This window comes from Nocardioides sp. (assembly GCF_036405735.1).
Lineage (GTDB): Bacteria > Actinomycetota > Actinomycetes > Propionibacteriales > Nocardioidaceae > Nocardioides.
Map to the genome: position 1 here is coordinate 16852 of NZ_DASWXC010000068.1, position 26792 is coordinate 43643.

Here is a 26792-nt window from a genome sequence, read left to right on the forward strand (position 1 = left end):
CCGGAGAAGGGGGTGCCGTGCTGGACATCGTGACGCTTCGCGTGACGTTCACGCTGATCGCGGCCAGCATGCTCGTCCTCTTCTACGTCGGCACCTACCGCAGCACCCGGGCCGCGTTCTGCGGCTGGTGGTGCGTCTCGCTCGCGGCCTTCATGGGCGCCTCCTTCCTGTGGCTGTTCAACGGCACCGCGGCGCAGGTCTGGGCCAACCCGCTCGGCAACGTGGTCGGCGTAGCCGGTGCCGCCGCCGCCTGGACCGGCGCGCGCTCCCTGCACCGGTCCGGACCGTCGTGGCCGGTCCTGGCCGCCGGGCCGGCGCTGGCCGGCCTGGCGAGCGCGCTCGGCGACCCGCGCGACGACGTGTGGTCCGGCGGAGCGGCCTTCCTGGCCCTGATGGCGCTCGGTCTCGGCCTCGCTGCCCGCGAGCTGTGGCTGGTGCGGCACACGACCCAGGAGAGCCCCGAACGCAACGCCTCCGTCGCCGCGCTGCTGTGCTACGCCTGCGGCGCGGTCGCGGTCTTCTACCTCGGCCGCATGCTGGCGTTCGTGACGGCCGGACCGGACAGCGAGGTGTTCCGGACCTGGTTCGGCTCCACGCCCACGACGCTGCTGATCAGCGTGATGCTCGTGGCGGTGTCGTTCAGCATGTCCTCGCTCAGCCACCGGCAGTTCATCCAGGATCTGCACCGCCGCGCCACCCGCGACGACCTGACCGGCGCCCTGCAGCGCCGGGAGTTCCTCGCGCTCGCGGCCCAGGCCGTCCGGCAGGTCGACCACTCGGTGCTGATCATGGCCGACCTGGACCACTTCAAGCGGGTCAACGACACCTTCGGCCACGCCACCGGCGACGAGGTGCTGGCCAGCTTCGCACGAGCCTGCCGTGACGCCTGCCGCTCCGGCGACCTCGTCGCGCGCTTCGGCGGCGAGGAGTTCGTGCTGCTCCTCCCCGGCGCGCGGGTCGAGGCGGCCGACGTGGTGACCCATGCGATCGCCCGGCTGCTGCAGGCGGCCGACCCACTACAGGGCCGCGGCGAGGTGACAGCGAGCTTCGGCTCGGCGGTCGTCGACGACGGCACCGACCTCACCCAGGCGCTGCGCCACGCCGACGAGGCGCTCTACCGGGCCAAGGCGGAGGGCCGCAACCGGGCCGTGCACTACGTGCGCGCCTAACCTCACCAGCCCGGCGGTCGACGGTCGTGCCAGGGGGCGGCCGCCTCCAGCTGCGCCGCGAGGGAGAGCAGCTGGGCGTCCTGCGCCGGGCGGGCCGCGAGCATCACGCCCACCGGCAGCCCGTCCGGAGTCTGGTGCAGCGGGAGGGAGACGGCGGGCATGCCGGTGACGTTCCAGGCCGAGGTCCACGGGGTGAAGGCCTTCTGGCGTTCGAAGTCGCGTGCCGGGTCGGCGTCGTCGCGGATCGCGCCCACCGGCAGCGGCGGTGTCGCGAGCGTCGGGGTCAGCACGGCGTCGTACGGCGCCAGCGCGTGGAGCGCCGCCGCCGCGTAGCGCCGCAGCTGCCCGATCGCGAGCCCGAAGGCCGGACCCGACACCGCGCGGCCGCGGTCGGTGAGCCAGCGGGTGAGCGGGCGGAGCCGGTCCTCGCGCTCGGGGGGTACGACGGACAGCGCGGTGAGCACCGCCCAGCAGGTCTCGAAGACCGGCACCGCCTCGGGCGGCAGCGGGACCGGCACGTCCTCCACGTCGTGGCCGAGCGACTCCAGCAGCGCCGAGGCGTCCTCGTAGCCGCGCCGCACCTCCGGGTCGACGACGGCGTCGGGCGCGATGAGCGGCGTCGCGAAGCGGGCGATGCGGAGCCGGCCCGGCGGCTGGTCGCAGGCGGTGAGGAACGACTCCTCGGGCGAAGCGGCCCAGAACGGGTCGCCGGTGCGCGGCCCGGCCAGCACGTCGAGGAGCGCAGCGGCGTCGCGCACCGTGCGGGCGATCGGGCCCGACGTCGACAGCCCGACGGGGTCGCCCCACATCGGCGCGGCGGACACCCGGCCGCGGGACGGCTTGAAGCCGACCAGTCCGCAGCAGGAGGCGGGGATCCGGATCGAGCCGCCGCCGTCGCTCCCCTGCGCGACCGGGACCAGCCCGGCCGCGACCGCGGCCGCGGCGCCACCGGACGAGCCGCCGGCGCCCCGGCTGCGGTCCCACGGCGTGACGGCGGGCGGCGCGACGTCCGGCTCGGTGTAGCAGGGTGACCCGAACTCCGGGGTGTTGGTCTTCCCGAGGGAGATCATCCCGGCCGCCTCGATCGACAGCGCGACGTTGTCGGAGACGTCGGGCACGTAGTCGTCGAACGCCGCCGACCCGAAGGTCGTGCGCACGCCCCGGGTCAGGTTGAGGTCCTTGATGGCCGTGGGGACACCGAACAGCGGCGACTCCCCCACGGGCCCGACCGCGAGCGTCCGGGCGCAGGCGGAGACCCGCTCCTCCGCGACCGTCACGAAGGCGCCGACCCCGTCCGGCCCGTCGAGCCTCTCGATGCGGGCCAGGTAGTGCTCGGCCAGCTCGCCGGGCGAGATCTCGCACCGGCGCACCAGGTCGCCCTGCTCCAGCGCGGTGAGGTCGTGGAGATCGGTCACACCGGCACGCTAGTCCGGTATCCCGGTCTGCGACACCCGGCCGGCGACAGCCAGTCCAGGGATTCAGGAGCTGTGGCGGCGCAGCCCGAAGGTCAACCCGTCGACGAGCGCCTCCCACGACGCCTCGACGACGTTCTCGCCGACGCCGACGGTGACCCAGGAGGTGTCGCCGTCGGAGGTCTCGATCAGCACGCGGGTGCGCGCGTCGGTGCCGTGGCCCTGGTCGAAGAGCCGGACCTTGTAGTCGATGAGCTCGAACTGCGCGACCTGCGGGAACGCCTGACCGATCGCGGCGCGCAGCGCCTGGTCCAGCGCGTTGACCGGACCGTTGCCCTCGCCGGTGACGACGAAGCGGACGCCGCCCGCGACCAGCTTCACCGTCGCCTCGGTCGAGAGGTCGCCCGAGGGGCGCGCCTCGGTGATGACCCGCCACGACTCGACCTCGAAGTACGACGGCCGCGCGCCCTCGACCTCCTCGGCCAGCAGCAGCTCGAAGGATGCGTCGGCGGCCTCGAAGGTGTAGCCGGCCGACTCCAGGTCCTTGACCCGGTCCGTCACCCGGGCCACGAGGTCGCGGTCGGCCAGCTCGTAGCCGAGCTCCTTGCCCTTGAGCTCGATCGACGCCCGCCCGGCCATGTCGGAGACCAGCAGCCGCATGTCGTTGCCGACCTCGACCGGGTCGAGGTGCTGATAGAGGTCGGGGTCGACCTTGATGGCGCTGGCGTGCAGGCCGGCCTTGTGCGCGAACGCGCTGGCGCCGACGTACGGCTGCCGTCCCGCCGGGGGGACGTTGGTGACCTCGGCGATCGCGTGGGCGGTCCGGGTCGCCTCGCGCAACAGGCCCGGGGGCAGTACCTGGTGGCCGACCTTCAGCTCGAGGTTGGCGACCACCGCGACCAGGTCGGCGTTGCCGGTCCGCTCGCCGTAGCCGTTGATCGTCCCCTGCACGTGGGTCGCCCCGGCGTCGACGGCAGCGAGCGTGTTGGCGACCGCGCAGCCGGTGTCGTTGTGGCAGTGGATGCCCACCCGACCGCCGGTGGTCTCCACGACGTCGTGGACGACATCGGCGACCCAGCCGGGCAGCATGCCGCCGTTGGTGTCGCACAGCGCGGCGACCTCGGCCCCCGCCTCGAACGCGGTGCGCAGCACCTCCAGGGCGTAGCCGCGGTTGGCCCGGTAGCCGTCGAAGAAGTGCTCGGCGTCCAAGAAGACCTGCAGGCCCGCGCCCGTGAGGTGGGCGACCGTGTCGCGCACCATCGCGAGGTTCTCCTCCAGGGTCGTGCGCAGCGCCAGCTCGACGTGGCGGTCGTGCGACTTGGCGACGAGCGTCACGACGCTCGCGCCGCTGTCACGCAACGCCGCGACCTGCGGGTCGTCGGCCGCCGCGATCCCGGCCCGCCGCGTCGAGCCGAACGCCGCGAGCCTGGCGTGCTTGAGATCGAGCTCGCCCACCGCCCGGCGGAAGAACTCGGTGTCCTTCGGGTTGGCCCCCGGCCAGCCGCCCTCGATGTAGCCCACGCCGAGCCCGTCCAGATGACGGGCGATCGCGAGCTTGTCCGCCACGGAGAGGTTGAGGCCCTCCTGCTGCGCGCCGTCACGCAGGGTGGTGTCGTAGACGTGGAAGGCTCCGTGCAGGTCCATCTTCTTCACTCATCCGGCTTCGGTGGTCAGCGTTGTCTCGGGAACATCAGGGCAGGAACATCAGGGCACAAAAAAACCTCTCGAGGGTGCGAGAGGTCGGCGCGTCAGGATCGCTGACGCGCTAGCTAATGATGGTGCGCAGGTGGGCCACGCTCCTCATCGTGCCACGCCCGCGCCCGGCACGGGCGGGGATCCCACGATGCGACTGGCCGCCGCTACGGCAGCAGGCCCTGGAACGGCGGGCCGCCGGCCGGCGCCCACTGCGCGCCCTGGGTGGCGGCCAGTCCGCCGAGCAGCCCCGCCACGGCGAGCAGCACCAGCGCGGCCCCTAGCCAGACCCTCGGACGCGACGCGAGCGGGTGGACGACCCGGGAGAGCGGCGATCGCACCCGGCCGGCACCGGGACCCCACGACAGACCTGCCACGAACACCGCGCCGCACGCGGCCAGGGTGACGCCGGCCGAAGCCGCGACCGCGTAGCAGAGCAGCCCCGCGGTCAGCACGATGCCCAGCGACCACAGCACCAGCAGCAGCGAGCCGGGAGCGGAGCGGACCACGTGCCACGGAGCCCCGAGGACCAGCCGCGGGCCGTCGTACCACCTGGCGCCGCGCGCCCGGCGCCGCTCCCCTGTCGTCGAGGCGGCCAGCGAACCGCCCCGCAACAGCCACACCAGCACGACGAGCGCGATCCCGGCGAGCCAGGGGTACGCCGTCAGGCCGGCCACGGCGATCAGGGCGGCCGCGGCCCACAGCACGAACCGCCGCAGCCGCTCGGGAGCTCCGACCGCTCGCGGAGGCGCGACGCCGGTCGGGTCCTCACGCTGGTCCGCGTACGGGTCGTCGAGCACGCGGGTGGGCCCATCGTCGGCGTCGTCGAGGAGCACCGCCAACGGCAGGGTCTCGATCGGCTGCTCGATGGGCGGGCGCGTCACGCGCGGCACCACCTGGGTCGTGGGGGCCGGGCCGTGGCCGCGCAGCCAGCCGAGCAGCTGCGGCACCGTCGGCCGACGCCCGGGCTCGGGGTCGAGCGCGGCGTCGAGCACCGGCCGCAGGTCCGCGGGCGCCCCGCTCAGGTCGTGCTCACCGCGCCGAGCGCGGTCCATGACCGCCATGGCCGGGCCCCGGCCGTACGGCGGCCGCCCGGTCGCGGCGTAGGCGACCGTCGCCGCCCAGGCATGCACGTCGACCGCCGGAGTCGGCTCGTCGCCGTAGAGGATCTCCGGTGCCAGGTAGCCCGGCGTGCCCAGCAGCCAGCCCGTGCGGGTCAGCTTGGCGTCGTCGGCGACCCGAGCCAAGCCGAAGTCGATGAGGACGGGTGTGCGGCCCTCCATCAACACGTTGGACGGCTTCACGTCGCGGTGCAGCACGCCGGCCTCGTGGACGGCCGCGATGCCCTCCAGCAGGCAGCGGGCCAGCCAGGCCAGGTCGGAGCCGGCGACCGGACCCTGCTGGGCGACCTGGTCGTGCAACGACAGACCGGGGACGTAGCGGGTCGCGATGTAGGGAACCGGCGCCCACGGATCGGCATCGATGATCTCGGCGACCCATCGGTTCCGGATCCGGCTCAGCGAGCCCACCTCGCGGGCCAGCCGCTCGCGGGTCTCCTGGTCGCCCACGACATGCGGCCGGAGCACCTTGAGGGCGACCCGTTGTCCGTCGGGCCGGCGCGCCAGGTGGACCACACCCATGCCGCCCTCGCCCAGCGGCGCGAGCAGCGTGTAGTCACCGATGGTCCGGGGACCCTCGGAGCGCTCCCCCCGGGCTGTGGTCACCCGCAGAGGTTAGCCGCTGAGGCCCGCCGCGTCGGGGTGCGGCGCTTAGGCGATCCGGTGCATCCAGCCGAAAGTGTCCTCGGCGCGGCCGAACTGCAGGTCGACCAACTCCTTGCGGATCCGGGTGGCGACCTCCCCGTGGCCCAGGCTGGGGGCGGAGCCGCCGTCCCAGACCAGCTCGCCGACGGGGGTGACGACCGCGGCGGTGCCACAGGCGAAGATCTCGGTGATCTCCCCGCTGGCGACGCCGGCCTTCCACTCCTCGATCGCGATGCGGCGCTCCTCGACCTGGTAGCCGAGCTTGCCGGCGAGCTCGATGATGCTGGCGCGGGTGATGCCCTCCAGGATCGTGCCGGTCAGCTCGGGCGTCACGATGCGACCGTCCCCGTAGACGAAGTAGAGGTTCATGCCGCCGAGCTCCTCGACGTACCTGCCCTGCTCGGCGTCGAGGAAGACCACCTGGTCGCAGCCGTTGGCGTAGGCCTCCTGCTGGGCGACCAGCGAGCTGGCGTAGTTGCCACCGGTCTTCGCCGCGCCCATGCCACCGCGTCCGGCGCGGGTGTAGGTCTCGGTGAGCCAGAGCCGGACCGGCTTCACCCCGCCGGCGAAGTAGGAGCCGGCCGGGGAGGCGATGACCATGAACGTGACGTGGTTCGAGGGCCGCACGCCGAGGAAGGCCTCGGAGGCGAACATGAACGGGCGCAGGTAGAGGCTCTTCTCGTCGCCCTCCGACGCCTCCGGCACCCAGCGGGCGTCGATGCGGACCAGCTCGTCGACCGCCTGCACGAAGTCCTCGACCTCGAGCACGGGCAGCGCGAGCCGGTGGCTGGAGCGCGCCATCCGGGCGCCGTTGGCCTCCGGCCGGAACGACCAGATGGAGCCGTCGGCGTGCCGGTAGGCCTTCATGCCCTCGAAGGTCTCCTGGGCGTAGTGCAGCACCGAGGTGGCCGGGTCGAGGCTCAGCGGGCCGTAGGGCTCGATGCGGGCGTCGTGCCAGCCCTGCTCGGGGGTCCACTCGACCTTGAACAGGTGGTCGGTGAAGTGCACCCCGAAGCCGGGGTCGGCGAGGATCTCGGCGAGGCGCTCCTCGCTCGCCGGCGAGGACGAGGCGGTGGTGCTGATCTGCATGGTCATGAATGTAGTCCTGTCGTGGCGGAAGACGTCACAAGGCCGGGCGCAGTCGCTGCGCCCGGCCTCGTGACGGTGATCGGTGAGGGGTCGCCGCTACCCGGCTACGCGGGCAGCGATGGCGTCGCCGACCTCGGACGTACGCCGGGGCGCCGTCCGCTGGTGCATGTCGGCGAGGACGGCCGCGTCGATCGCGGCGGCGGCGTCGGGGTAGCCGAGGTGGTCCAGCAGCAGTGAGGCGGAGAGGATCGCCGCGGTCGGGTCGGCCTTCTGCTGACCGGCGATGTCGGGCGCGGAGCCGTGGACCGGCTCGAACATCGACGGCGTGGTGCGGTCGGGGTTGACGTTGCCCGAGGCGGCCAGGCCGATGCCGCCCGTGATCGCTGCCGCGAGGTCGGTGATGATGTCGCCGAAGAGGTTGTCGGTGACGATCACGTCGAAGCGCTGCGGGTCGGTGGTCAGGTAGATCATGACCGCGTCGATGTGGCTGTAGTCGACCTCGACGTCGGGGAACTCCCGCCCGACCTCCTGCACCAGCCGCCACCACACCGAGCCGGCGTTGACCAGCACGTTGGTCTTGTGAACCAGGGTGAGCTTCTTGCGCGGCCGCTTCTGGGCCCGGTGGAACGCGTCACGGATGACGCGCTCGGCACCGAACGCGGTGTTGACCGACACCTCGGTGGCGATCTCGTGGGGCGTGCCGACGCGCAGCGCACCGCCGTTGCCGGTGTAGGAGCCCTCGGTGCCCTCACGGACGACGACGAAGTCGACGTCGCCCTTCTCGAGGACGTGGTCCGCCAGCGGCGAGACCGCGCCCGGGAAGAGCCGCGACGGCCGGAGGTTGACGTAGTGGTCGAGCTCGAAGCGCAGCTTGAGCAGCAGTCCGCGCTCCAGGATGCCCGGGGGCAGGTTCGGGTCGTTGGGCTTGCCGCCGACGGCGCCGAGCAGGATGGCGTCGTGCTCCCGGACCTCCGCGAGCACCGAGTCCGGCAGCACCTCGCCGGTCGCGAGGTACCGCTCGGCGCCCAGGTCGTAGCGGGTCTGCTCGAACTTCACCGGGGAGGCGGCCTCGAGGACCTTCAGCGCCTCCGCGGTGACCTCCGGGCCGATGCCGTCGCCAGGGATGACGGCGAGCCGCAGGCTGTCGGTGGGGGTGCCCGTAGTCCCCGTTGTGTCAGTCATGGGCAGCACGTTAGTTGTCGTCGGGACGCTGTCCGCCGTTGTCCCGCAGGTCGAGCGCGGCCTGAACGGCCTCGGCGGCCTCGGCGGCCTCGGCGCCGTCGTGGCCGTCGCGGAACCGCGCGTCGGCCGACCGGTGCTTGGCCGGGCCCCACTCGGTGGGGCGATGGCGGGAGTCGGTCGCGTAGTCGTACATCGCGTACATGGGAGGTCCTCCGGCTTCGATCGGGTTGAGGGATGAGAAGCCGGGAAGAGATCTCGGAAGAAATCAGGATGGACCATCACCGCGACGGGGATGGCCTCTCGTCAGCTGCTAGCTGAGGGCCCCGTCGCGGCGGGCTACCAGAATGAGAATCTTCCGCATGATGCGGCGACGGTACCCCGCTGCGCAGCGCCCGCGCCAGGCCCTCTCGGAACCGTCCCGCTGGGCGAGACATCTGGTCCAGGGTGAAAGACTCGGACCATGAGCGCCCCGCCAGACCTGCCGGAGATCGTCACCCGCGCCTTCGACGTCTCGCGCCGCGCCGGCTACGTCTCGTTCTGCCGCAACGAGACCGGCCGCCTCCTGGCGGCGCTGGCCGCCACCCGCGGCGGGACGATGGCGGAGTTCGGCACCGGCACCGGCGTCGGTACGGCGTGGCTGCGCTCCGGCGTACGCGGCGACACCGCACGGATCCTCACCGCCGAGCTCCAGCCGCGACTGGCCAAGGCCGCGGCCGAGATCTTCGAGGACGACCCGCAGGTGGAGGTGCGGACCGCGGACTGGGCCTCGCTCGCGGACGCGGGACCCTTCTCGCTGCTGTTCCTCGACTCCGGGCAGCCCGAGGAGGTGCGGGTGGACCGGATCGAGGGCCTCGTGGAGTCCGGTGGGATCGTCGTGCTGGACGACTTCCCGCCCTGCGAGCAGTGGCCCCCGCTGGCCTACGGCCGCGTCGACACCCTCCGCGAGGAGTGGCTCACCGACGACCGCTTCACCGCGGTGGAGGTCATGGTGGCGGCCGACGCGTCGGCGGTCATCGCCACCAAGCGCTGAGCCGGTCCGGCACGACGGGAACGAGGCGGCCGCAGCGCGGCCGCCCCGTCCTCGTTCTCCCGGTCTCCGTGGGGTGCTAGGTGACCTTCTTGGGCTTGCTGGTCACCTTCACCTGCTGACCGTCGGGCAGCGTCACGACCGCGGTGACGCTGATCTTGCCGCCCTTCCACTGCTTCTTCATCTTCAGCGACGACGACTTCCCGACGGTCTTCGGCTTCGGCTTCTTCTTGCCCTTCTTCTTCGGGGTGAAGGTCCACGTGTAGGTCACCTTCCCGCTCACTCCGGCCGGCAGGACCGTCGCGGCGGACAGCTTCTTGCCCGCCTGGGCCTTGCCCTTGACCGCCGGCGGCGGCACCACCGGAAGCGGAGCCGGCGGTGCCGGCGGTGCCGGCGGGGTGGGCGGCGGCGTGGCGGCCCCGACCAGTGCGGTGGCAGGCGACGCGGCCCAGCTGCTGTGGTAGCCGCGCCGGGTCGCGAGCACCTCGACCGTGATGGCCTTGCCGATGTGGTCGGCGGTCAGCAGCAGCTTGGGGCCGTCGTTCTCGAGCCACTCGTCGTCGGCGTACCACTCGTAGTAGACCTGGACCCCGGCCGGGTCCCACGTTCCCGGCGAGGCGGTCAGCGTCTGGCCGACCTTCGCCGTACCGGTGATCGCCGGCTTGGTGAGGTTGACCAGCGCGCCCTTGACGACCGTGCGGGCAGGCGACGTCGCGGTGTCGGCGACATGACCGGCCTTGGTGGCCAGCACGACGACGGTCAGCGCGTTGTCGAGGTCGTCGGCCGTGATGGCGTAGCTGGGACCGGTGCCGACCTCCGCTCCGTCGGACAGCCACGTGACCGCGGTCGCCGCGTCCGCCGGCGTCCAGGCGAGACCGGTGAGGTCGACCTCGACGGTCTGGCCGACCTCGACGACCCCCGCGATCCCGGGCTGGCCGGTATGGGTGATGGCCGTGGCGTCGGCCGCCGCGATCGCGGCCGTCGCCGCGGATGTGGCGGTCGTGTCGTGGTAGCCCTCGCGGGAGGCGACGACCGTGATCGTGACCGTCTTGCCGGCCTCAGCCGCGCCGGGCTGGTAGGTCGGCCCGGTCGCCACCTGGACACCCGCCACGGACCACGAGACCGACGTCGTCACGGCGCTGGGGCTCCAGTTGCCCTCGTTCGCGGTCAGCGTGCTGCCCACCTGGGCCGTGCCACTGATCGCCGGCGCGCCCACCGCGGCGATGGTCCCCTTGGCCACGGCGGCGGTCGCGGTCGAGGCGACCTCGGCCCCGGTGTAGCCCGCCTTGGACGCGGCCAGCACCACGCTCAGCTGCTTTCCGAGGTCCGCGGCCTTGACGGTGTAGACCGGGTTGGTGCTCACCAGGGCACCGTCGGCCTTCCACTGGTAGCTGACCACGACGTCGGCCGGCGCCCACTTCAGGCTCGTGGTGGCGACCGTCAGCCGTTGACCGACCGCGGCGGTGCCGTTGATCGTGGGGGCACCGGTCGGCGCGATCACCGTCGTGGTGACGCCGAGCGCGCCGAGCTTCACCTCCTGGCCGAGCGCCGGGACCGTCACCACGTCGGCGGCGGCCACCGATGCGGAGAGCCGCGACGCCGACTGGGCGTCGTAGTACCAGATCGACTCCTCCCCCGTGTCGAAGTCATAGCACTCCAGCCGCAGCTGGTAGCCGGCCGCGTTGAGGCCGGTGATCGCGAACGCCTGCGTTCCCTCGCTGGCCTCGTAGACCCGCGGGGTCAGCCGGGTGCTGGCGCTGCCCTGCGGGTCGGCGGCGAGGAGGTAGCAGTCCGCGGTCCGCGTGCCGACCGGCTTGGTCAGCGTGCCGCTGATCCTGCCGCCCGTCTCGATGACCGCGTCGATGCCGCTGGTCGTCTCGCCCGCCTTCACGACGACCGGCGAAGCACCGGCCAGCCCGACGGTCTCGACCTTGTCCTGGTAGAACTCCGCCGCGCCGATGACGTCGGACGCCTGCGGCGACCGGGCGAACCCGACCTTGTAGCTCCCGGCGGGCACGCCGGCGAAGGTGTACTCGCCGTCGTAGGCGTAGGTGCTGCCGGCGGCCTTGCCCGCCTGGTCGTAGAGCGTCACGACACCGTCGCCGTAGGAGTCGGCTCCGGGGGCCTGGCTGACCTGCCCGGAGATCGCGCCGCCCACGGCGAGCTTCTGGTTGAGCGTGAGCGTCTGGGACGCGGTCAGCACGACGTCCGCACCGGCCTCGATCGTGCCCACCAGCCCTGCTGCCGAGTAGAAGCCGCCGGCGAGGTCACCGTCGGCATCGCCGGTGTAGAACCCGATCCGGTAGGTCCCGGACTCGAGGCCCTCGACCGCGTAGCTGCCGTTCGTGCCCGACCAGGAGCAGTCGACGGTGTCCCATTCGGTCTCGTCGCCGTAGGCGTACGGCTCATAGAGGCAGACCTCGACCTCCTCGACGGGCTCGTCGCCGGGACCGGTCACCACACCTGTGACCGTCGCGGCCCGCTCCAGATCGGCGTCGAGGTCGCCCTGGACGTCCCCCAGGGCGAGCGTGATGTCGTCGGCGGTCTCCCAGGCGTCCTGGTCCTCCCAGTACTCGCCCGCGAACGGACCGGTCGGCTCGAACCTCACCTTGTACTCCCCGGCAGGGAGGCCGTCGAGCTCGTAGCTGCCGTCGGCCTCGGTCCAGGTGCTCCAGCGGTCCACCCAGTCGGCGCCGCCGGCGCCGAGCAGGTAGGCGCGGACGCGGGACTCCACGACAGGTGCGCCGTCGGCGGTCACGGTGCCGGCGATCGTGGCACCGCTCGCGAGGTCGGCGTTCATGGCCGACCTGGTCGCGCTGAGCCCCAGGGAGAACGCGGTGGCGGTCTCCCAGGCCGACTTGTTGCGCCAGTACTCGGCGACGAACGGGCCGGCCCCGTCGAACAGGAGCTTGTAGTCACCCGGCGGCAGGTTCGTGATCGCGTAGCTGCCGTCGGGGCTGGTCCAGGCGCTCCACGAGCCGTCGTACCCGTCACCGCTGTCGTCGATGAGGAAGACGTCAACGCGGGCGCCCTCGAGCGCCGTGCCGTTTCCGGTCACGGTCCCGGACACGATGCCGCCGACGGCGACCTCGACGTCCTTGCCGGTGACGTCCTGACCGACGGCCACCTCGATCGTGGTGGCGGTCTCGAGGCGACGCGAACCGCCGTAGTACTGCTCGAGGTGGTTGCCGCTCGGGTACACGTGGATCCGGTAGCTGCCGGTCGCTAGCCCGGTGAACGTGTACTGACCGGCACTGTCGGTGCTGCGCGACCCTGCCCACGACCAGTCGGTCTCCCCGTCCTCGACGACGAGCCGGTAGAGCTCCAGGTGAGCGAAGAGGCCGTCAGGGGCGTCGGAGGCGGTCACCTGCCCCGAGATCGTGCCACCGCGGGCGAGCGTGACATCGGGCACCGCGGTGCTCTCGCCTGCGACGGCCATGACGTCGTCGCCCGCGTCGACCGAAGCGGCACCGTCGTAGTACTCCTCCATGTGCACGCCGTCGTGGGGGAAGAGCCCCAGGCGGACGGGGCCGGGTGTCACGCTGGTGATGGTGTAGGCGCCGTCCCAGTTCGTGGTGCCGTCGCCGCCGTAGTGCCAGGCCTCGCCCGGGTCGTGGCCGTAGTCGGAGTAGCCCTGCGTGAACCAGTCCAGAGACACGCCGCCGAGCGGCTCGCCCTGTGCGTCGAGGACCTTGCCCGTGAGGGTGGCGGCACGCGCGAGGGTGGCGTCGGCCGAGGTGGTCACGCCTGCGGTGACGACCAGGTCGTCGGCCGCGTCGAGAGAGGGCTGGTCGTCGAAGTACTCCGACACGTAGTCGTCGCCGGATCCGGCGTAGTTGAAGCCGACCCGGTAGGAGCCTGCCGGGAGACCGGAGACCCGGTAGGTGCCCTCGTCGAGAGTCCATCCCCAGTCGACGATCGTCCAGGACGTACCGTTGGCCGTCCGCTGCCACACCGGGATGCTCACGCTGGCCAGCGGTTCGCCGGCGGCGTTCTCGATGGTGCCCGCGATCGTGCCGCCGAGGGCGAGGTCCAGGGCGATGCCGGTGCGGGTCGCGCCGTGCGCGACGGTGATGGGGGTGGCCTTCGATGTCGAGGCGGCGTTGTCCCAGCACTCCTCGACGTAGTCGCCGCCGTTGGTCACGCAGACCCGGTAGGTGCCGGCCTCCAGGCCACCGAAGGAGAAGCCGCCATCCGCGACGGAGCTGGTGTCCTCGAGCGACTCCCACGACTTGCCCCACGGGTAGCTGCGCTGCACCGACAGCTCCACTCGGGCGTCGGCGACCGGCGTAGTGCCACTGGTGACCGAGCCGCTGATCGTGGCGCCTTGGGTGAGCTGGGCGTCGATGTTGGCGACGTCCGCGCCGTCCACCTCGACGTCGAGCGCGCTCTCGACCGTGGCCGCGTTGTCGTGGAACTCCTCCCGCAGGCCGTCGGCGCTGAAGCCGATCCGGTACGTGCCGGGGGCGAGGTAGTTGACCTGGTAGGTGCCGTCCGGGCCGGTGGTGGCGGCGTGGGAGCCGAACCAGAAGCCGTCCTCGGGGTCGGAGCTCCACGAGGACCAGGAGTAGACGGTGACGTCGGCATTCGGGACGGCCTCGCCCTCCGGCCCGGTGACGCGTCCGGAGATCGACCGCGCAGGCACGAGGCTGAGGTCGATGCCGGTCCTCGGCGTCGCGGCGGCCAGGCTGAGAGTGATCGCGTCGCTGGCGTCGTAGGCGTCGTCGTAGTACTCGCCGACGTAGGTCGTCAGCGTCTCGCCCTCCCACAAGGCCTCGGCTTCCACGAAGACGCGGTACTGGCCGTCGGGCAGGCCGCCCACCGTGTAGGTGCCGGTGGCCTCGTCGCAGGCGACTGTGGTCGACACGAAGGTCCAGCCGTCATCGACCATGCGCTCGACCTGAACGGACGGGCAGACGTTCTCCGCGCCCGCGGTCACGGTGCCGCTGAAGGTCGCCGCCGGCGTGAGTTGGGTCGCCCCCACCGTGGCCGGCTCCTCGGAGACGGTCACCGTCTGGACCGTGCCGTACGCCGGCTCGAAGGTGTCGCTGTCGTAGTCGCCCAGCCACTCGGTGAGATGGTCGATGCCGCCGTCGAAGCGCAACGAGTAGACGCCGGGAGCCACGCTGAGCTCGTAGCGGCCGTCGGCGTCCGTGGCCGCTTCGGCCCGGTAGGTCCAGTAGCCCGACCCCTCGACGGAGCTCCATTCGTAGGCCGCCACCGTGACGTCCGCCAGAGGCGTCTCCGCGCTGTCGGTCACGGTGCCGGAGAGCGAGCTGAGCGCCTCCGCGGTCACCTCCGTGCCGGCGTCCGGGCCGGCGTCCGGGCCGGTCTCCCCCTCCGCGTGCGCCGGCGCCATCAGGCCGACTCCGCTCATCATGACCAGGACCGCGACGAAGCCGGCCCACCACCGCTTGCTGAGAACCATCAAGACACGCCTTCTGCATTGCACGACGGCTCCCGAGACGGCGCATGCCGAACCAAGCGCCTATTCCACCGGGCACCCCGGCGGCTCGCAGCAGATTCCCACGAGACGGGACGAAGTCCCGGGTGGCGTCTCCGACCGGACTAGCCGGCCTCGGCCAGAACCTGGCCCAGCACCTGCTCGAAGACCTCGACCGACTGGGCGCCGGAGACGCCGTACCTGCCGTCGAAGACGAAGAACGGCACGCCGGTCGCGCCGTACGCCGCCGCCTGGGCGATGTCGGCCCGCACCGCGTCGGCGTACGCGTCGCCGGTCAGGACGTCCACGACCCGGTCGGCCGGCAGCCCTGCGGTCACCGCGACCTCCCGCAGCACCTCGTGGTCGGCGAGGTTGCGGCCCTCGCTGAAGTTGGCGCGCATCAGCGCCTCCGTCAGCTCGGCCTGGCAGCCGAGCTCGGCTGCCAGGTGCAGCAGGCGGTGGGCGTCGAAGGTGTTGGCGTGCACGGTCTTGTGGTGCTGCCACGTCATGCCTTCGGCGGCCGCCAACGCGGTGACCTGTGCCTGCGCCTGGGCCGCCTGCTCCTGCGTCATGGCGTAGCGGCGCGCCAGCATCTGCTGAGCCGTCTCGGTCGCCACCGTCGGCGCCGACGGGTCGAGCTGGAAGGAGCGGTAGACGACCTCGACGTCCTCGGCACTCGACCCCGTCCGCGCCGCCACCGCCGTCAGCGCCGTCTCGAGTCGGCGCTTGCCGAGGTAGCACCAGGGGCAGGCGATGTCGGACCAGATGTCGATGCGCACGCTGTCGCAACGCCGGGCCGCTCGCCGTTCTTCCCGCGCCGGCCCCGTGCCTGTCCCGGGCGGCTGTCGTGACCGCGCCGCGGGACGGCACCCCGACTCACGACACGACGCACGGCTTCCCCATACTGGTATGGGATGCTGGAGGTTGCCGCGTCGGTGGCGCCACCCGGGTGTCCGCGCCGCCGCCTACCGTGGCAGCGGCATTGGCGACAGGAGTCGAGGAGATGTACGAACAGTCCGGGCCGACCTGGCTCACCGAACCCTGTCCGAGCTGGTGCGTGCGTGACCACCGCGAGGACGACCACCCCGACGACCGCTACCACCAGAGCGAGCCGTCGATCCTGCCCGCCATCGCGGGCGACGGCGACACGGTGCCTGCGACCGACTCGCTCACGACCCTGGAGCTCAGCGTCCGGGTGGGTCGTCATCTGGACGACGAGCTCACGTGGGTGGCCATCGAGACGATGGGACCCGGCCCCGGAATGATGCTCAGCGCCGAGTCGGCTCGGCTGTTCCTGGACCGGCTGGAGCGGCAGGTGGCCCTCACCGAGGGCCGCTGAGCCACGGAGTCCCTGCCTCGACCCCGGGGTGCGTTCCGGGGTCGAGTCAGGGTGGTGCCCGAAGCGCGGACGGCCCCGGCGGCGGAAGTCTGGGGGCATGATCACGATCGACTCCCTGACGAAGCGGTACGCCGGCCACACGGCCGTCGACCACGTGACGTTCACGGCCGCGCCGGGACGGGTCACCGGCTTCCTCGGCCCCAACGGGGCCGGCAAGTCCACGACCATGCGCATCATGACCGGGCTGACGCCGGCCACCTCGGGCACGGCCACGGTCCTCGGACGGCGTTACGCCGACCTGCCGAACCCCGGACGAGAGGTCGGCGTGCTGCTCGATGCCTCCGCCCAGCATGCCGGCCGCACCGGCCGGGAGATCCTCACGCTCGCGCAACGCATCACCGGCATGCCTCGCGATCGCGTCGACGAGCTCCTGGCGCTGGTCAGCCTCACCGAGGACGAGGCCGGGCGCCGGGTGCGCCACTACTCCCTCGGCATGCGCCAACGGCTCGGCATCGCGACCGCTCTGGTCGGCGACCCCGAGGTGCTGATCCTCGACGAGCCGGCCAACGGCCTGGACCCGGCCGGCATCCGTTGGATGCGTGACCTGCTGCGCGGCTTCGCCGACCGGGGCGGCACGGTCCTGCTCTCCTCCCACCTGCTGCACGAGATCGAGGTCATCGCCGACGACATCGTCGTTATCGGTCGTGGCACCGTCGTCGCCCAGGGCAGCAAGGAGGAGCTCCTGGCCGCCGCGGGAACCTTCGTGCGCGGCGATGATCCGGCAGCCCTGCTCGCCTGCCTGACCGCCGCCGGCATCGGCGTCCAGCCGAGCGCCGACGGCAGCCTGCGTGCCGAGGCCGAGCCCGCTCTCGTGGGCCGGACGGCGTTCGCCGCCGGTGTCGCCGTCACCGAGCTCCGCGCGGCCGACGGCGCCGGTCTGGAGGAGATCTTCCTCGAGCTCACCGCCGAGACCCAGCGAGAAGGAGCAGCAGCATGAGCACGACGACCCTCGCCCCGGCCACCGCCGGGAACGCCACGACCGCCGGTGTCGGACAGCAGCGGCCGGCACCCACCCGGATCCCGTTCGGCCGGATCCTGTCCTTCGAGCTCCGCAAGATGTTCGACACACGGGCCGGCCTGTGGCTGCTGGCCAGCATCGGGCTGACCTCCGCGGTGGCCACCGCGGTCACGATCCTGCTCGGGGACCGCGAGACGCTGACGCTGGAGTCCTTCGCCGCGGCCGTCGGCAGTCCCACCTCGGTCATCCTGCCCGTCATCGGCGTGCTGGCCGTCACCAGCGAGTGGAGCCAGCGCACGGCGCTCAGCACGTTCACCCAGGTGCCGGGCCGGCTCCGTGTCATCGGCGCCAAGCTGGTCGACGTACTCGCCGTGGGCGCGGTCTCGATGCTGGTGGCTCTCGGCATCGGCGCGGCCGGCAACCTTGTGACGGCCGCCGTCACCGGAACCGACCCGGTCTGGGACATCCCGCTGTCGACGTTCGCCCAGATCATCCTCGCCAACGAGCTCGGGATGCTGCTCGGGTTCGTGCTGGGGCTGCTGCTGCGCAGCTCGCCGGCGGCGATCGTCGGGTACTTCGTCGTCAACCTCGTCCTGCCGGGACTCTCGGGCGCCCTGGCCAGCAGCCAGCGGTGGTGGGCGGAGAACGCCGGATGGCTCGACATCAACGACACCCGCTTCCAGCTGTTCGACGCCACGCTGTCGGCCCAGGACTGGGCGCAGCTCGCGGTGACGTCGACCCTGTGGATCGTGGTCCCGTTCATGATCGGGCTGAGGCTGGTGCTCCGCGCCGAGGTGAAGTAGCCCCCGCGCCTCCCAGAACGTCATACGGCCTGGTCGCGTGAGCGACCAGGCCGTATGACGTTGCGAGATGACGTTGCGAGATGACGTCGCGAGGGTCAGCGAGCGGCGGAGCCCTCGGTGTAGTCGGCGTCCTGCTGCTTCCAGGCGAAGTGCGAGCGCAGCTGCCGGCCGGTCGCCTCGATGGGGTGCTGGGCCTCCTCCTCGCGGAGCTTGAGGAACTCGGCGCCACCGTTGTCCTGGTCGGCGATGAACCGCTGCGCGAAGGCGCCGGACTGGATGTCGTCCAGGATCGCCTTCATGCTCGCCTTCACCTCGGGGGTGACCACGCGCGGCCCGGAGACGTAGTCGCCGTACTCGGCGGTGTCGGACACCGACCACCGCTGCTTGGCGATGCCGCCCTCCCACATCAGGTCGACGATGAGCTTGAGCTCGTGGAGCACCTCGAAGTAGGCGATCTCCGGCTGGTAGCCGGCCTCGGTGAGCGTCTCGAAGCCCGCCTGGACCAGGTGGGAGACGCCGCCGCACAGGACGGCCTGCTCGCCGAAGAGGTCGGTCTCGGTCTCCTCGGTGAAGGTGGTCTTGATGACGCCGGCACGGGTGCCGCCGATGCCCTTGGCGTAGGACTTCGCGAGGTCCCATGCCTGGCCCGAGGCGTCCTGCTCGACCGCGATGATGTCCGGGATGCCGCGGCCGGCGACGTACTCGCGCCGCACGGTGTGGCCGGGCGCCTTCGGGGCGACCAGGATGACGTCGACGCCCTCGGGCGGGGTGATGTAGCCGAAGCGGATGTTGAAGCCGTGGCCGAAGACCAGCGTCTTGCCGGGCGTGACGTGCTCGGCCAGCTCGTTCGCGTACAGACCGCGCTGGTGCTGGTCCGGGGCGAGGATGACGATGACGTCGGCCTCGGCCGCGGCCTGGCCCGGCGTGAGGACGGTGAAGCCCTCGTCGGTGGCCTTCGCGGTGCTCTTCGAGCCCGGCTGCAGGCCGATGCGGACGTCGACACCGGAGTCGCGCAGGTTCAGCGCGTGGGCGTGGCCCTGGCTGCCGTAACCGATGACCGCGACCGACTTGCCCTGGATCAGGGACAGGTCGGCGTCGTCGTCGTAGAAAATCTCAGCCACGTCGGGCTCTCCTTCTGGGGTGTTTTCCTGGGGTGGGATGAACGTATCTGGGCCGACGGGCGGACCCGTGGCGGGGCTGGCTCAGCTGGCGGCCGGCGGCGCGGGTACGGCGACCGGGCGGGCCGGCCGCTCGGAGATCGACCGCGACCCGCGACCGATCGCCACCATGCCGGACTGGACCAGCTCACGGATGCCGTAGGGCTCGACGATCCGGAGGAAGTCGGCCTGCTTGCCGGCGTTGCCGACGACCTGGATCGTGATCGCGTCGGCCGCGATGTCGACGACCTTCGCCCGGAACAGCTGGACGATGTCGAGGACCTCTCCGCGCGTGGACGACGTGGCCGCGACCTTGACCAGCGTGAGCTGTCGCTGGACCCGGTTGTCCTGCTCGAGCTCGACGATCTTGATGACCTCGACGAGCTTGTTGAGCTGCTTGGTGACCTGCTCCAGCGGGCTGCCCTGGACGTTGACCACGATGGTGATCCGGGAGACGTCGGGGTGCTCGGTGGGGCCGACGGCGAGGCTGTCGATGTTGAAGCCGCGGCGACTGAACAGTGCCGCGACGCGCGCCAGGACACCCGGCTTGTTCTCGACCAGCACGCTCAGGGTGTGCTTGGTCGTCTCGGTCTTCAGGGTGGTCATCAGAGGTCGTCCTCCTCGAAGACGGGCGCCAGGTCACGGGCGTACTTGATCTCGTCGTTGCTGGTGCCGGCGGCGACCATCGGCCACACCATCGCGTCGCGGTGGACCCGGAAGTCGACCACGACCGGGGCGTCGTCGATCGCCATCGCCTTCTCGATCGTGGCGTCGACGTCGTCGGCGCTCTCGCAGGCCAGCCCCACGCAGCCGTAGGCGTCGGCGAGCTTGACGAAGTCGGGGATCCGCACGGGGCCACCGTGTCGCTGCAGGTTCGTGTTCGAGTAGCGCTGGTTGTAGAACAGCGTCTGCCACTGCCGCACCATGCCGAGCGACTCGTTGTTGATGACCGCCACCTTGATCGGGATGCCCTCGATCGCGCAGGTGGCGAGCTCCTGGTTGGTCATCTGGAAGCACCCGTCGCCGTCGATCGACCAGACGGTCGTGTCCGGCATGCCGACCTTGGCGCCCATCGCTGCCGGCACCGAGAAGCCCATCGTGCCGAGGCCGCCGGAGTTGATCCAGGTGTTGGGCCGCTCGTAGCCCACGAACTGCGCAGCCCACATCTGGTGCTGCCCGACGCCCGCGGTGTAGATCGCGTCGGGACCGACGATGGCTCCGAGCCGCTCCAGGACGTACTGGGGCGCCAGGCCATCGGCCGGTGCCTCGTAGCCGAGCGGGTACTTCGCCTTCACGCCGACGCAGAACGCGACCCACGCCTCGTAGTCGCCGGTACGGCCCTGGGCCGCCTCCGCCTCGAGCGCCGCGATGAGGTCGACGAGCACCTCGCGGATGTCGCCCACGATCGGGACGTCGGTGTGCCGGTTCTTCCCGATCTCGGCCGGGTCGATGTCGGCGTGGATGACCTTGGCGTTCGGCGCGAAGGAGTCCAGCCGGCCGGTCACGCGGTCGTCGAAGCGGGCGCCGAGGCTGATGATGAGGTCGCTCTTCTGCAGGCCGGCGACCGCGGCGACGGTGCCGTGCATGCCCGGCATGCCGAGGTGCTGGGGGTGGCTGTCGGGGAACGCGCCGCGCGCCATCAGCGTGGTGACGACCGGGATGCCGGTGAGCGCCGCCAGCTGGGCGAGCTCGCGACTGGCACCCGAGCGGATCGTGCCGCCGCCGACGTATAGCACGGGCCGGCGGGAGTCGACGATGAGCCGAGCCGCCTCGCGGATCTGCTTGGCGTGCGGCTTGGTCACCGGTCGGTAGCCGGGCAGGTGCAGCTCGGTGGGCCAGTCGAAGGAGGTCATCGACTGCAGCGCCGACTTGGTGACGTCGACCAGGACCGGGCCCGGACGGCCGGTGCTGGCGATGTGGAACGCCTCGGCGATCTTCTGCGGGATCTCGGCCGGGTCGGTGACCAGGAAGTTGTGCTTGGTGATCGGCATCGTGATGCCGCGGATGTCGGCCTCCTGGAAGGCGTCGGTCCCGATGAGGTCGGTGCCGACCTGGCCGGTGACCGCCACCAGCGGCGTGGAGTCCATGTGCGCGTCGGCCAGCGGCGTGACGAGGTTGGTCGCACCCGGGCCGGACGTCGCCATGCAGACGCCGACGCGACCCGTCGCGGCGGCGTACCCCTGCGCGGCGTGCCCGGCACCCTGCTCGTGCCGGACCAGGATGTGCCGGATGCTGGAGTCCATGAGCGGGTCGTACGCCGGGAGGATGGCGCCGCCCGGGATGCCGAAGATGTGCTCGACCCCGGCCGCCTCCAGCGACTTGACCAGGCTCTGCGCCCCGGTGATCTCGACTCGCTCGCTCGTACCTCGCGAACGGCTCGATCCAAGGATCTCTTCGCTCATCGGTTGTTCCTCATCTGTGGTGCCTTCGTGGTGCGGTCGGGCTCGTCAGGTGGTCTGGCACGGCAACAAAAAACCCTCCGGCCACAAGGCAACGGAGGGAGACGCGTCTGCTGATCGGTCAGCGGGCGCGTCGCGTGCGTACGAGAATCTCCTGGCGCATGCGCCCACGGTACTCCGCAGCGTCGGTTCCGTCAGCACAGTCTCTCACCCGTCCCACCATTCGGGACAGTAATCCCACGATGCGGCTAGTGAGCCGTCGTCAGGCAGCGGGGTCGCCCCGGTCCTGCCATGTGCAGAGGCACACCCGGTTGCCCTGGGGATCGGCCAGCACCCAGAAGCTCGGCGCCGCGCTCTGGTCGGCGAGGGTCCCGCCGGCGGCCAGCGCCGCCGCGATGCGGCCCTCCACCTCCTCCGGCGGCACCCACACGTCGAGGTGCCACCGCTGTGGCGGGGTGGCGTGGGGCTCGGTGTCCTGGAACCACACCGACGGGTTGAGCCCGGTGGGGTCGACCAGGTCGTCGGCCGCGGCATCGCCGTAGCCCAGCACGGCGGCCCAGAACGGGCGCAGCTCGGCGGCGTCCCAGGTGTCGAGGCCCAGCTCGATGATCTCCAGGCCGCCCGGCTCGGCGACCGCACCCGCGTCGGCGGCCAGGCCGCTGATCTCGGCGGCCAGCCGCAGGTCGCGCGAGGTCACGCCACCGACGTCGTGGCTGCGCAGCCGGACATCGACGTGGCCGTAGCGCAGGTCGACGCCGGGATGGTGGTCGGCCGCCTCGGCGACCGTGCCGATCCGGTTGACCAGGGCGAGCCCGGCAGCGAAGTCGGCCGTGCGGAAGCGGGCACAGAGCCGGCCGAGCAGCTGACGCCACTCCTCGGGCCGGCGCTCCTCGACCTCGGTGCCGGAGAGCACCCGGCGGTCGTCGTCCGACATCGACGTCACGGCAGCACCACCTGTCCGATCGGGCCCGGGTTGTAAGCGACCTCCCAGCGGTACCCGTCCGGATCGGCGAAGTAACCGGTGTAGCCGCCCCACTCGCGCTGCTGGCCGGCGGAGACCGGCTCCGCCCCGGCCTCCCGAGCGGTCGCCAGCACCTCGTCGACCTCGGCGGGCGTGGCGACGTTGTGGGCGAGCGTCACGGGCGGCACGCCGCTCGGTGCGCCGATCTCGCCGACCTCGGCCTCGAAGTGCGCGCGGTCCCAGAGGCTGAGCACCAGCCGCTCGCCGGCGCGGAGCATCAGCACCTCGCCCGGAACGAAGACCTCCGGCTGCCAGCCGAGACGGTCGACGTAGAAGCCACGACTGCGCTCGACGTCGCCGACCGCGAGCGTGACGAAGCTGATCCGCTGGTCCATGGGGACCACCCTGCCATCAGGCGCCGACAGCGGCGAGCGGCGCGGCCCGGCACCGCCTCGGGGTACCGGCCCTCATGACCACTGACGCGACCGGCCCGACCGACGACCCGACCACAGCCGGCACCGACGAGGCGCACCAGCGACCCGACGGCGTGGACGACCTGACCGTGGAGGCGCTCGGCAACATCTCCGAGGCGCTGGAGGCCGTCGAGATCGCCCGCGGCCACCTCTACACCTTCCACCGGCTCAGCGGCACCGCCGACTTCACGCTCGGGAAGGGCGTCGACCAGCTCCGCGAAGCCGGCCACACCCAGCTCGCCGACCGGTTCGAGCGTGAGCTGGTCGGCCGCAACGTGCTGTGGGGCCGCTGGACGTTCCAGATCGTCGAGGAGTACGACGACGGCTACTACGCGGCCTTCCGGGAGCTCGAGAAGGCCGCCCGCGACGCGCTCGCCGAGGGTCGGCGTCACCTCTACGAGTCCGAGCTCAAGGAGGACCGGCGCACTCCGGGCCGGCCGGGCCACGAGTACCGGCCCTGAGCTACCGGCCCTGAGCTACGAACCCTGAGACTGTCCGGCCAGCAGCGGCGCGGTGAGATCGCTCAGCGAGGCGAGTTGCCGACCACCGTCGAAGTTCGCCGGGTCGAGCCAGCGCTCGTGTGCGGCGCGGACCGCCGGCCACTCCGCGTCGATGACGGAGAACCAGTCGGTGTCCCGGTTGCGGCCCTGCGTGATCATGTGGCGGCGGAACCGGCCCTCGTGGCTGAACCCGAGCCGGGCGGCCGCGCGGCGCGACGGCTCGTTGAGGCTGTCGCACTTCCACTCGAACCGGCGGTAGCCGAGGTCGTCGAACGCGTGCCGCATCAGCAGGTGGATCGCCTCGGTGGCCGCCCGGGTGCGCTGCAGGGCACGGGCGAACAGCACGCCACCGACCTCGACCTGTCCGGTCGCCGGCTCGATGCGCAGGTACGACGCGATCCCGGCCGCCCGGCCGGCGTACGGCCCCTCCCGCGGGACCAGGGCGAAGGTGACGTTGGCGGGGTCGTCCACGATCGCGGCGAGGTGCATCCACAGCTCCGCCAGGCTGCCCGGTCGACGGATGGGCCGATAGGTCCACAGCGGGCCGTCCTCGGGGCCGCAGACGGCGTCGAACAGCTCCGAGTAGCGCGCGGAGGTCAGCGGCTGCACGCGGACGTAGCGGCCCGTCAGCGTCACCGGCGCGGGCCGCTCGCGCGGCTCCCAGCCCGGGACGAGGTCGCCGACCGCCTGCCCGAACTCGTCGACCTGCGGCACGCGTCGCTCCTCCCGATCGCCGGTCACTGGAAGCTCACGAACCGCACCACCGGCCGCACCCGTCGTACGGCGGCCGCGCGCATGCGCGGGACGTCCTCGTCGTAGAACAGCTTGAAGCCCATGGCGAACTGCCGCGGCCGCGCCACCGCGCGGTAGGTGTCGAGCTTCTGCCCCGGGGTGCCGAACCCGTCGACGTGCTGCACCAGCGCCAGCCCGGGGCGGCGCACGATCCGCTCGGGGCGCTGGAGCATCGAGGTCCGGAACTGGTGGAGCACGAACAGCTTCTCCGGCAGCGCGCGCTGCGCCACCAGGCCGGAGAGCCAGGCCGAGACGCGGTTCACCTCGCGGGCGTGCACGCTGCCGATGACGCGGCCCGGGACGCTGTGCGGCGCCATCCGCCACTCGGGGTCGAGCGCGAGTCCGACCCAGGGGTCCTGCAGCGCCCACGCCCAACGGCGGGCGACGGAGAGGAAGTTCGCCCGGCCGGGCTGGATGTCGAGCACGACGAGTGCGCCGTTGCGGTGCGCGGCGTCGATGTAGCGGCGTACCGCGGCGCGCGGGATGTCGTGGTTGTAGTCGCCGTCCTTGCCGGGGTAGGCGTCGGCGACGGTGACGATGAGCTCATAGACCGGCTGGACCGGGCTGCCCGGCCGGGCGAACGGCGCGGCGGCGCGCACCAGCCGCCGGTGCACCCGATCGGGTGGTCCCTCACCCAGCACGCCGAGCGCACCGGTGCCCGCCGTGCCGTAGTACGCCACGAGGAACCGGTTGCCCTCGAACACCTGCGTCCCACCGCCCGGGAGGCGCGCAGGAATGGCCGCCGGCGTCTCCCCGGTCGACCCGGTCGTGGCTGTCCGCGAGTGCGCCCACCCGGCCGCCCGTACGCCGGCGCGGGCCTCGTCCGCCGTCGCCGCTCCCCCACCGCCGGTCAGCGCGATGGCGGCGAACAGCACCGCCTCGCCGGCCACCGCCGCGATCGCGACCGTGGCCGGCCCCATCCGGAGCCGCACGACCTAGTCGGGGACGCGCCGGTAGGCGCCGTCGGAGGCCGAGGTGGCCATCGAGGCGTAGGCGCGCAGCGCCGCCGAGACGACCCGGTCGCGGCTCACCGGGGTGTACGGCTTCTCCCGCTTCTCCTGCGCCGCCCGGCGCTCGTCGAGGACCAGGTCGTCGACCTCGAGCCGGATCGAGCGGTTCGGGATGTCGATGGAGATGACGTCGCCGTCCTCGACCAGCGCGATGACACCGCCGCCCGCCGCCTCCGGGGAGACGTGGCCGATGGAGAGTCCGCTGGTGCCGCCGGAGAAGCGGCCGTCGGTGATCAGCGCGCACTTGGCGCCCAGGCCACGGCCCTTGAGGAAGGAGGTCGGGTAGAGCATCTCCTGCATGCCCGGGCCGCCCTTGGGGCCCTCGTAGCGGATGACGACGACGTCGCCCTCCTTCACCTTCTTGCCCAGGATGCCGGCCACGGCGTCCTCCTGGGACTCGAAGACGACGGCCGGACCGGAGAAGGTCCAGATCTCCTCGGCCACGCCGGCGGTCTTGACGACGCAGCCGTCGGCGGCGAGGTTGCCGTGCAGGATCGCCAGCCCGCCGTCGGCGGAGTAGGCGTGCGCGAAGTCGCGGATGCAGCCCTCGGCCGCGTCGGTGTCCAGGCTCGCCCACTCGTTGTCGGTGGAGAAGGCCTCGGTGGTGCGGACCCCGCCGGGTGCGGCGTGGAAGAGGTCGATCGCGGCCTGCGAGGGCGACTCGCCGCGGATGTCCCAGGTGCCGAGCCACGCGTCGAGACCGGGCGAGTGCACCGAGTGCACGTCCTCCTTGAGCGCGCCGCCCCGGCGCAGCTCGCCGAGCAGGGCGGGGATGCCGCCGGCGCGGTGGACGTCCTCCATGTGGTACTTCGGGCTGTTGGGCGCGACCTTCGACAGGCACGGCACACGGCGCGAGATGGCGTCGATGTCGGCGACGTCGAAGTCGAGCTCGGCCTCGCGCGCCGCGGCGAGCAGGTGGAGCACGGTGTTGGTCGAGCCGCCCATGGCGACGTCGAGCGCGACGGCGTTCTCGAACGCGGAGCGGTTGGCGATGTTGCGCGGCAGCACCGACTCGTCGTCCTGCTCGTAGTAGCGCTTCGCGATGTCGACGATCAGCCGGCCGGCCTCCTCGAACAGCGCCCGGCGCTTGCCGTGGGTGGCCAGCGTCGAGCCGTTGCCCGGCAGGGAGAGCCCGATCGCCTCGGTGAGGCAGTTCATCGAGTTGGCGGTGAACATGCCCGAGCACGAGCCGCAGGTGGGGCAGGCGGCTTCCTCGATGGCCTTGATGTCGCCGTCGGAGATTTTGTCGTCGGCGGCCGCGACCATGGCGTCGGCGCAGTGGCCGTTGACCATGTATTCCACCGCGTCGGCGATGATCTCGCGGCTCGGCAGCGAATAGAGCATGCCGTCATGCCCCATGGCGATGCCGTCATCCACGGCGATCGTGTTGAATTCCTTGGCGACGCCGCCGGCTGCCTCGATCTCGCGCGCGACGAGCTGGCCGAGGTCCTTCAGGTGCACGTGGCCGGGCACGAACTGCGTGAACGAGTTGACCACTGCGATAATGGGCTTGCCGAAATCGCCGTCCTTCATGCCGGTAGCGCGCCACAGGCCACGCGCGCC

The 26792-nt window shown here is 72.0% G+C and carries 22 protein-coding genes; 6 read left to right on the forward strand and 16 right to left on the reverse strand.

The window, feature by feature from the left end; genetic code table 11:
- Positions 1–17: 17 nt before the first annotated feature.
- Positions 18–1169 carry a GGDEF domain-containing protein gene (locus tag VGE38_RS10820; RefSeq protein WP_331142547.1) on the forward strand — a complete coding sequence of 384 codons (1152 nt, stop codon included), beginning with the start codon at positions 18–20 and terminating at the stop codon, positions 1167–1169.
- A 2-nt stretch (positions 1170–1171) separates the two neighbouring features.
- On the opposite strand, the gene VGE38_RS10825 is transcribed toward VGE38_RS10820, so the two are convergent.
- The 6 genes from VGE38_RS10825 to VGE38_RS10850 form a co-directional block, all read right to left on the reverse strand.
- The gene (locus tag VGE38_RS10825) at positions 1172–2584 is read right to left on the reverse strand and encodes an amidase (protein WP_331142548.1); all 1413 of its coding nucleotides are present in this window, start codon (positions 2582–2584) and stop codon (positions 1172–1174) included.
- 63 nt (positions 2585–2647) lie between these two features.
- Positions 2648–4225: a citramalate synthase gene (gene cimA / locus VGE38_RS10830; RefSeq protein WP_331142549.1), complete on the reverse strand. Its 1578-nt coding sequence runs from the start codon at positions 4223–4225 to the stop codon at positions 2648–2650.
- A gap of 215 nt (positions 4226–4440) precedes the next feature.
- The gene (locus VGE38_RS10835) at positions 4441–5997 is read right to left on the reverse strand and encodes a serine/threonine-protein kinase (protein WP_331142550.1); all 1557 of its coding nucleotides are present in this window, start codon (positions 5995–5997) and stop codon (positions 4441–4443) included.
- Positions 5998–6042: 45 nt separating this feature from the next.
- Positions 6043–7125, reverse strand: a complete 1083-nt coding sequence (locus VGE38_RS10840) for a branched-chain amino acid aminotransferase (protein ID WP_331142568.1) — start codon at positions 7123–7125, stop codon at positions 6043–6045.
- Positions 7126–7221: 96 nt separating this feature from the next.
- On the reverse strand, positions 7222–8307 hold the full coding sequence (locus VGE38_RS10845; RefSeq protein WP_331142551.1) for a 3-isopropylmalate dehydrogenase: 1086 nt from the start codon (positions 8305–8307) through the stop codon (positions 7222–7224).
- A gap of 10 nt (positions 8308–8317) precedes the next feature.
- Positions 8318–8509, reverse strand: coding sequence for a hypothetical protein (locus VGE38_RS10850; protein WP_331142552.1), 192 nt, complete (start codon positions 8507–8509; stop codon positions 8318–8320).
- A gap of 258 nt (positions 8510–8767) precedes the next feature.
- Between VGE38_RS10850 and VGE38_RS10855 the strand changes: the two genes are divergently transcribed.
- Complete coding sequence (locus VGE38_RS10855) at positions 8768–9337, forward strand: O-methyltransferase (protein ID WP_331142553.1); 570 nt, start codon at positions 8768–8770, stop codon at positions 9335–9337.
- A 76-nt stretch (positions 9338–9413) separates the two neighbouring features.
- Here the strand turns inward: VGE38_RS10855 and VGE38_RS10860 are convergent, their stop codons facing one another.
- Together VGE38_RS10860 and VGE38_RS10865 are read right to left on the reverse strand one after the other, a co-directional pair.
- Entirely contained in the window at positions 9414–14762 is a 5349-nt protein-coding gene (locus tag VGE38_RS10860; RefSeq protein ID WP_331142554.1) for a carboxypeptidase regulatory-like domain-containing protein, read from the reverse strand.
- Positions 14763–14902: 140 nt separating this feature from the next.
- Positions 14903–15556 carry a DsbA family oxidoreductase gene (locus tag VGE38_RS10865; RefSeq protein WP_331142555.1) on the reverse strand — a complete coding sequence of 218 codons (654 nt, stop codon included), beginning with the start codon at positions 15554–15556 and terminating at the stop codon, positions 14903–14905.
- A 224-nt stretch (positions 15557–15780) separates the two neighbouring features.
- On the opposite strand from VGE38_RS10865, the gene VGE38_RS10870 reads away from it, so the two are divergent.
- The 3 genes from VGE38_RS10870 to VGE38_RS10880 all read left to right on the forward strand — a co-directional run bounded on the left by VGE38_RS10870 (position 15781) and on the right by VGE38_RS10880 (position 17937).
- A complete protein-coding gene (locus VGE38_RS10870; RefSeq protein WP_414690939.1) occupies positions 15781–16116 on the forward strand; it encodes a DUF6907 domain-containing protein in 336 nt (111 codons plus the stop codon).
- A 97-nt stretch (positions 16117–16213) separates the two neighbouring features.
- Complete coding sequence (locus tag VGE38_RS10875; protein ID WP_331142557.1) at positions 16214–17113, forward strand: ABC transporter ATP-binding protein; 900 nt, start codon at positions 16214–16216, stop codon at positions 17111–17113.
- The gene (locus tag VGE38_RS10880) at positions 17110–17937 is read left to right on the forward strand and encodes an ABC transporter permease (RefSeq protein ID WP_331142558.1); all 828 of its coding nucleotides are present in this window, start codon (positions 17110–17112) and stop codon (positions 17935–17937) included. The genes VGE38_RS10875 and VGE38_RS10880 overlap by 4 nt, the downstream gene beginning before the upstream one ends.
- 95 nt (positions 17938–18032) lie before the next feature.
- Here VGE38_RS10880 and ilvC read toward each other — a convergent pair whose 3' ends face one another.
- From ilvC to VGE38_RS10905, 5 genes are all read right to left on the reverse strand, one after another.
- Positions 18033–19058 (reverse strand): ketol-acid reductoisomerase, encoded by a 1026-nt coding sequence (gene ilvC, locus VGE38_RS10885; protein WP_331142559.1) that lies wholly within the window; start codon positions 19056–19058, stop codon positions 18033–18035.
- A gap of 81 nt (positions 19059–19139) precedes the next feature.
- On the reverse strand, positions 19140–19700 hold the full coding sequence (ilvN, locus tag VGE38_RS10890) for an acetolactate synthase small subunit (protein ID WP_331142560.1): 561 nt from the start codon (positions 19698–19700) through the stop codon (positions 19140–19142).
- On the reverse strand, positions 19700–21496 hold the full coding sequence (locus VGE38_RS10895) for an acetolactate synthase large subunit (protein ID WP_331142561.1): 1797 nt from the start codon (positions 21494–21496) through the stop codon (positions 19700–19702). The genes ilvN and VGE38_RS10895 overlap by 1 nt, the downstream gene beginning before the upstream one ends.
- Before the next feature lie 259 nt (positions 21497–21755).
- Complete coding sequence (locus VGE38_RS10900; RefSeq protein WP_331142569.1) at positions 21756–22427, reverse strand: 4a-hydroxytetrahydrobiopterin dehydratase; 672 nt, start codon at positions 22425–22427, stop codon at positions 21756–21758.
- A 5-nt stretch (positions 22428–22432) separates the two neighbouring features.
- The gene (locus tag VGE38_RS10905; RefSeq protein WP_331142562.1) at positions 22433–22849 is read right to left on the reverse strand and encodes a VOC family protein; all 417 of its coding nucleotides are present in this window, start codon (positions 22847–22849) and stop codon (positions 22433–22435) included.
- A 74-nt stretch (positions 22850–22923) separates the two neighbouring features.
- Between VGE38_RS10905 and VGE38_RS10910 the strand changes: the two genes are divergently transcribed.
- Positions 22924–23388, forward strand: a complete 465-nt coding sequence (locus VGE38_RS10910; RefSeq protein ID WP_331142563.1) for a hypothetical protein — start codon at positions 22924–22926, stop codon at positions 23386–23388.
- 15 nt (positions 23389–23403) lie between these two features.
- Here the strand turns inward: VGE38_RS10910 and VGE38_RS10915 are convergent, their stop codons facing one another.
- The 3 genes from VGE38_RS10915 to ilvD all read right to left on the reverse strand — a co-directional run.
- Positions 23404–24141 (reverse strand): GNAT family N-acetyltransferase, encoded by a 738-nt coding sequence (locus VGE38_RS10915; protein ID WP_331142564.1) that lies wholly within the window; start codon positions 24139–24141, stop codon positions 23404–23406.
- 23 nt (positions 24142–24164) lie between these two features.
- Positions 24165–25151, reverse strand: a complete 987-nt coding sequence (locus VGE38_RS10920) for a hypothetical protein (RefSeq protein WP_331142565.1) — start codon at positions 25149–25151, stop codon at positions 24165–24167.
- A gap of 3 nt (positions 25152–25154) precedes the next feature.
- The coding region (gene ilvD / locus VGE38_RS10925; protein WP_331142566.1) for a dihydroxy-acid dehydratase at positions 25155–26792 on the reverse strand (1638 nt) is incomplete at its 5' end.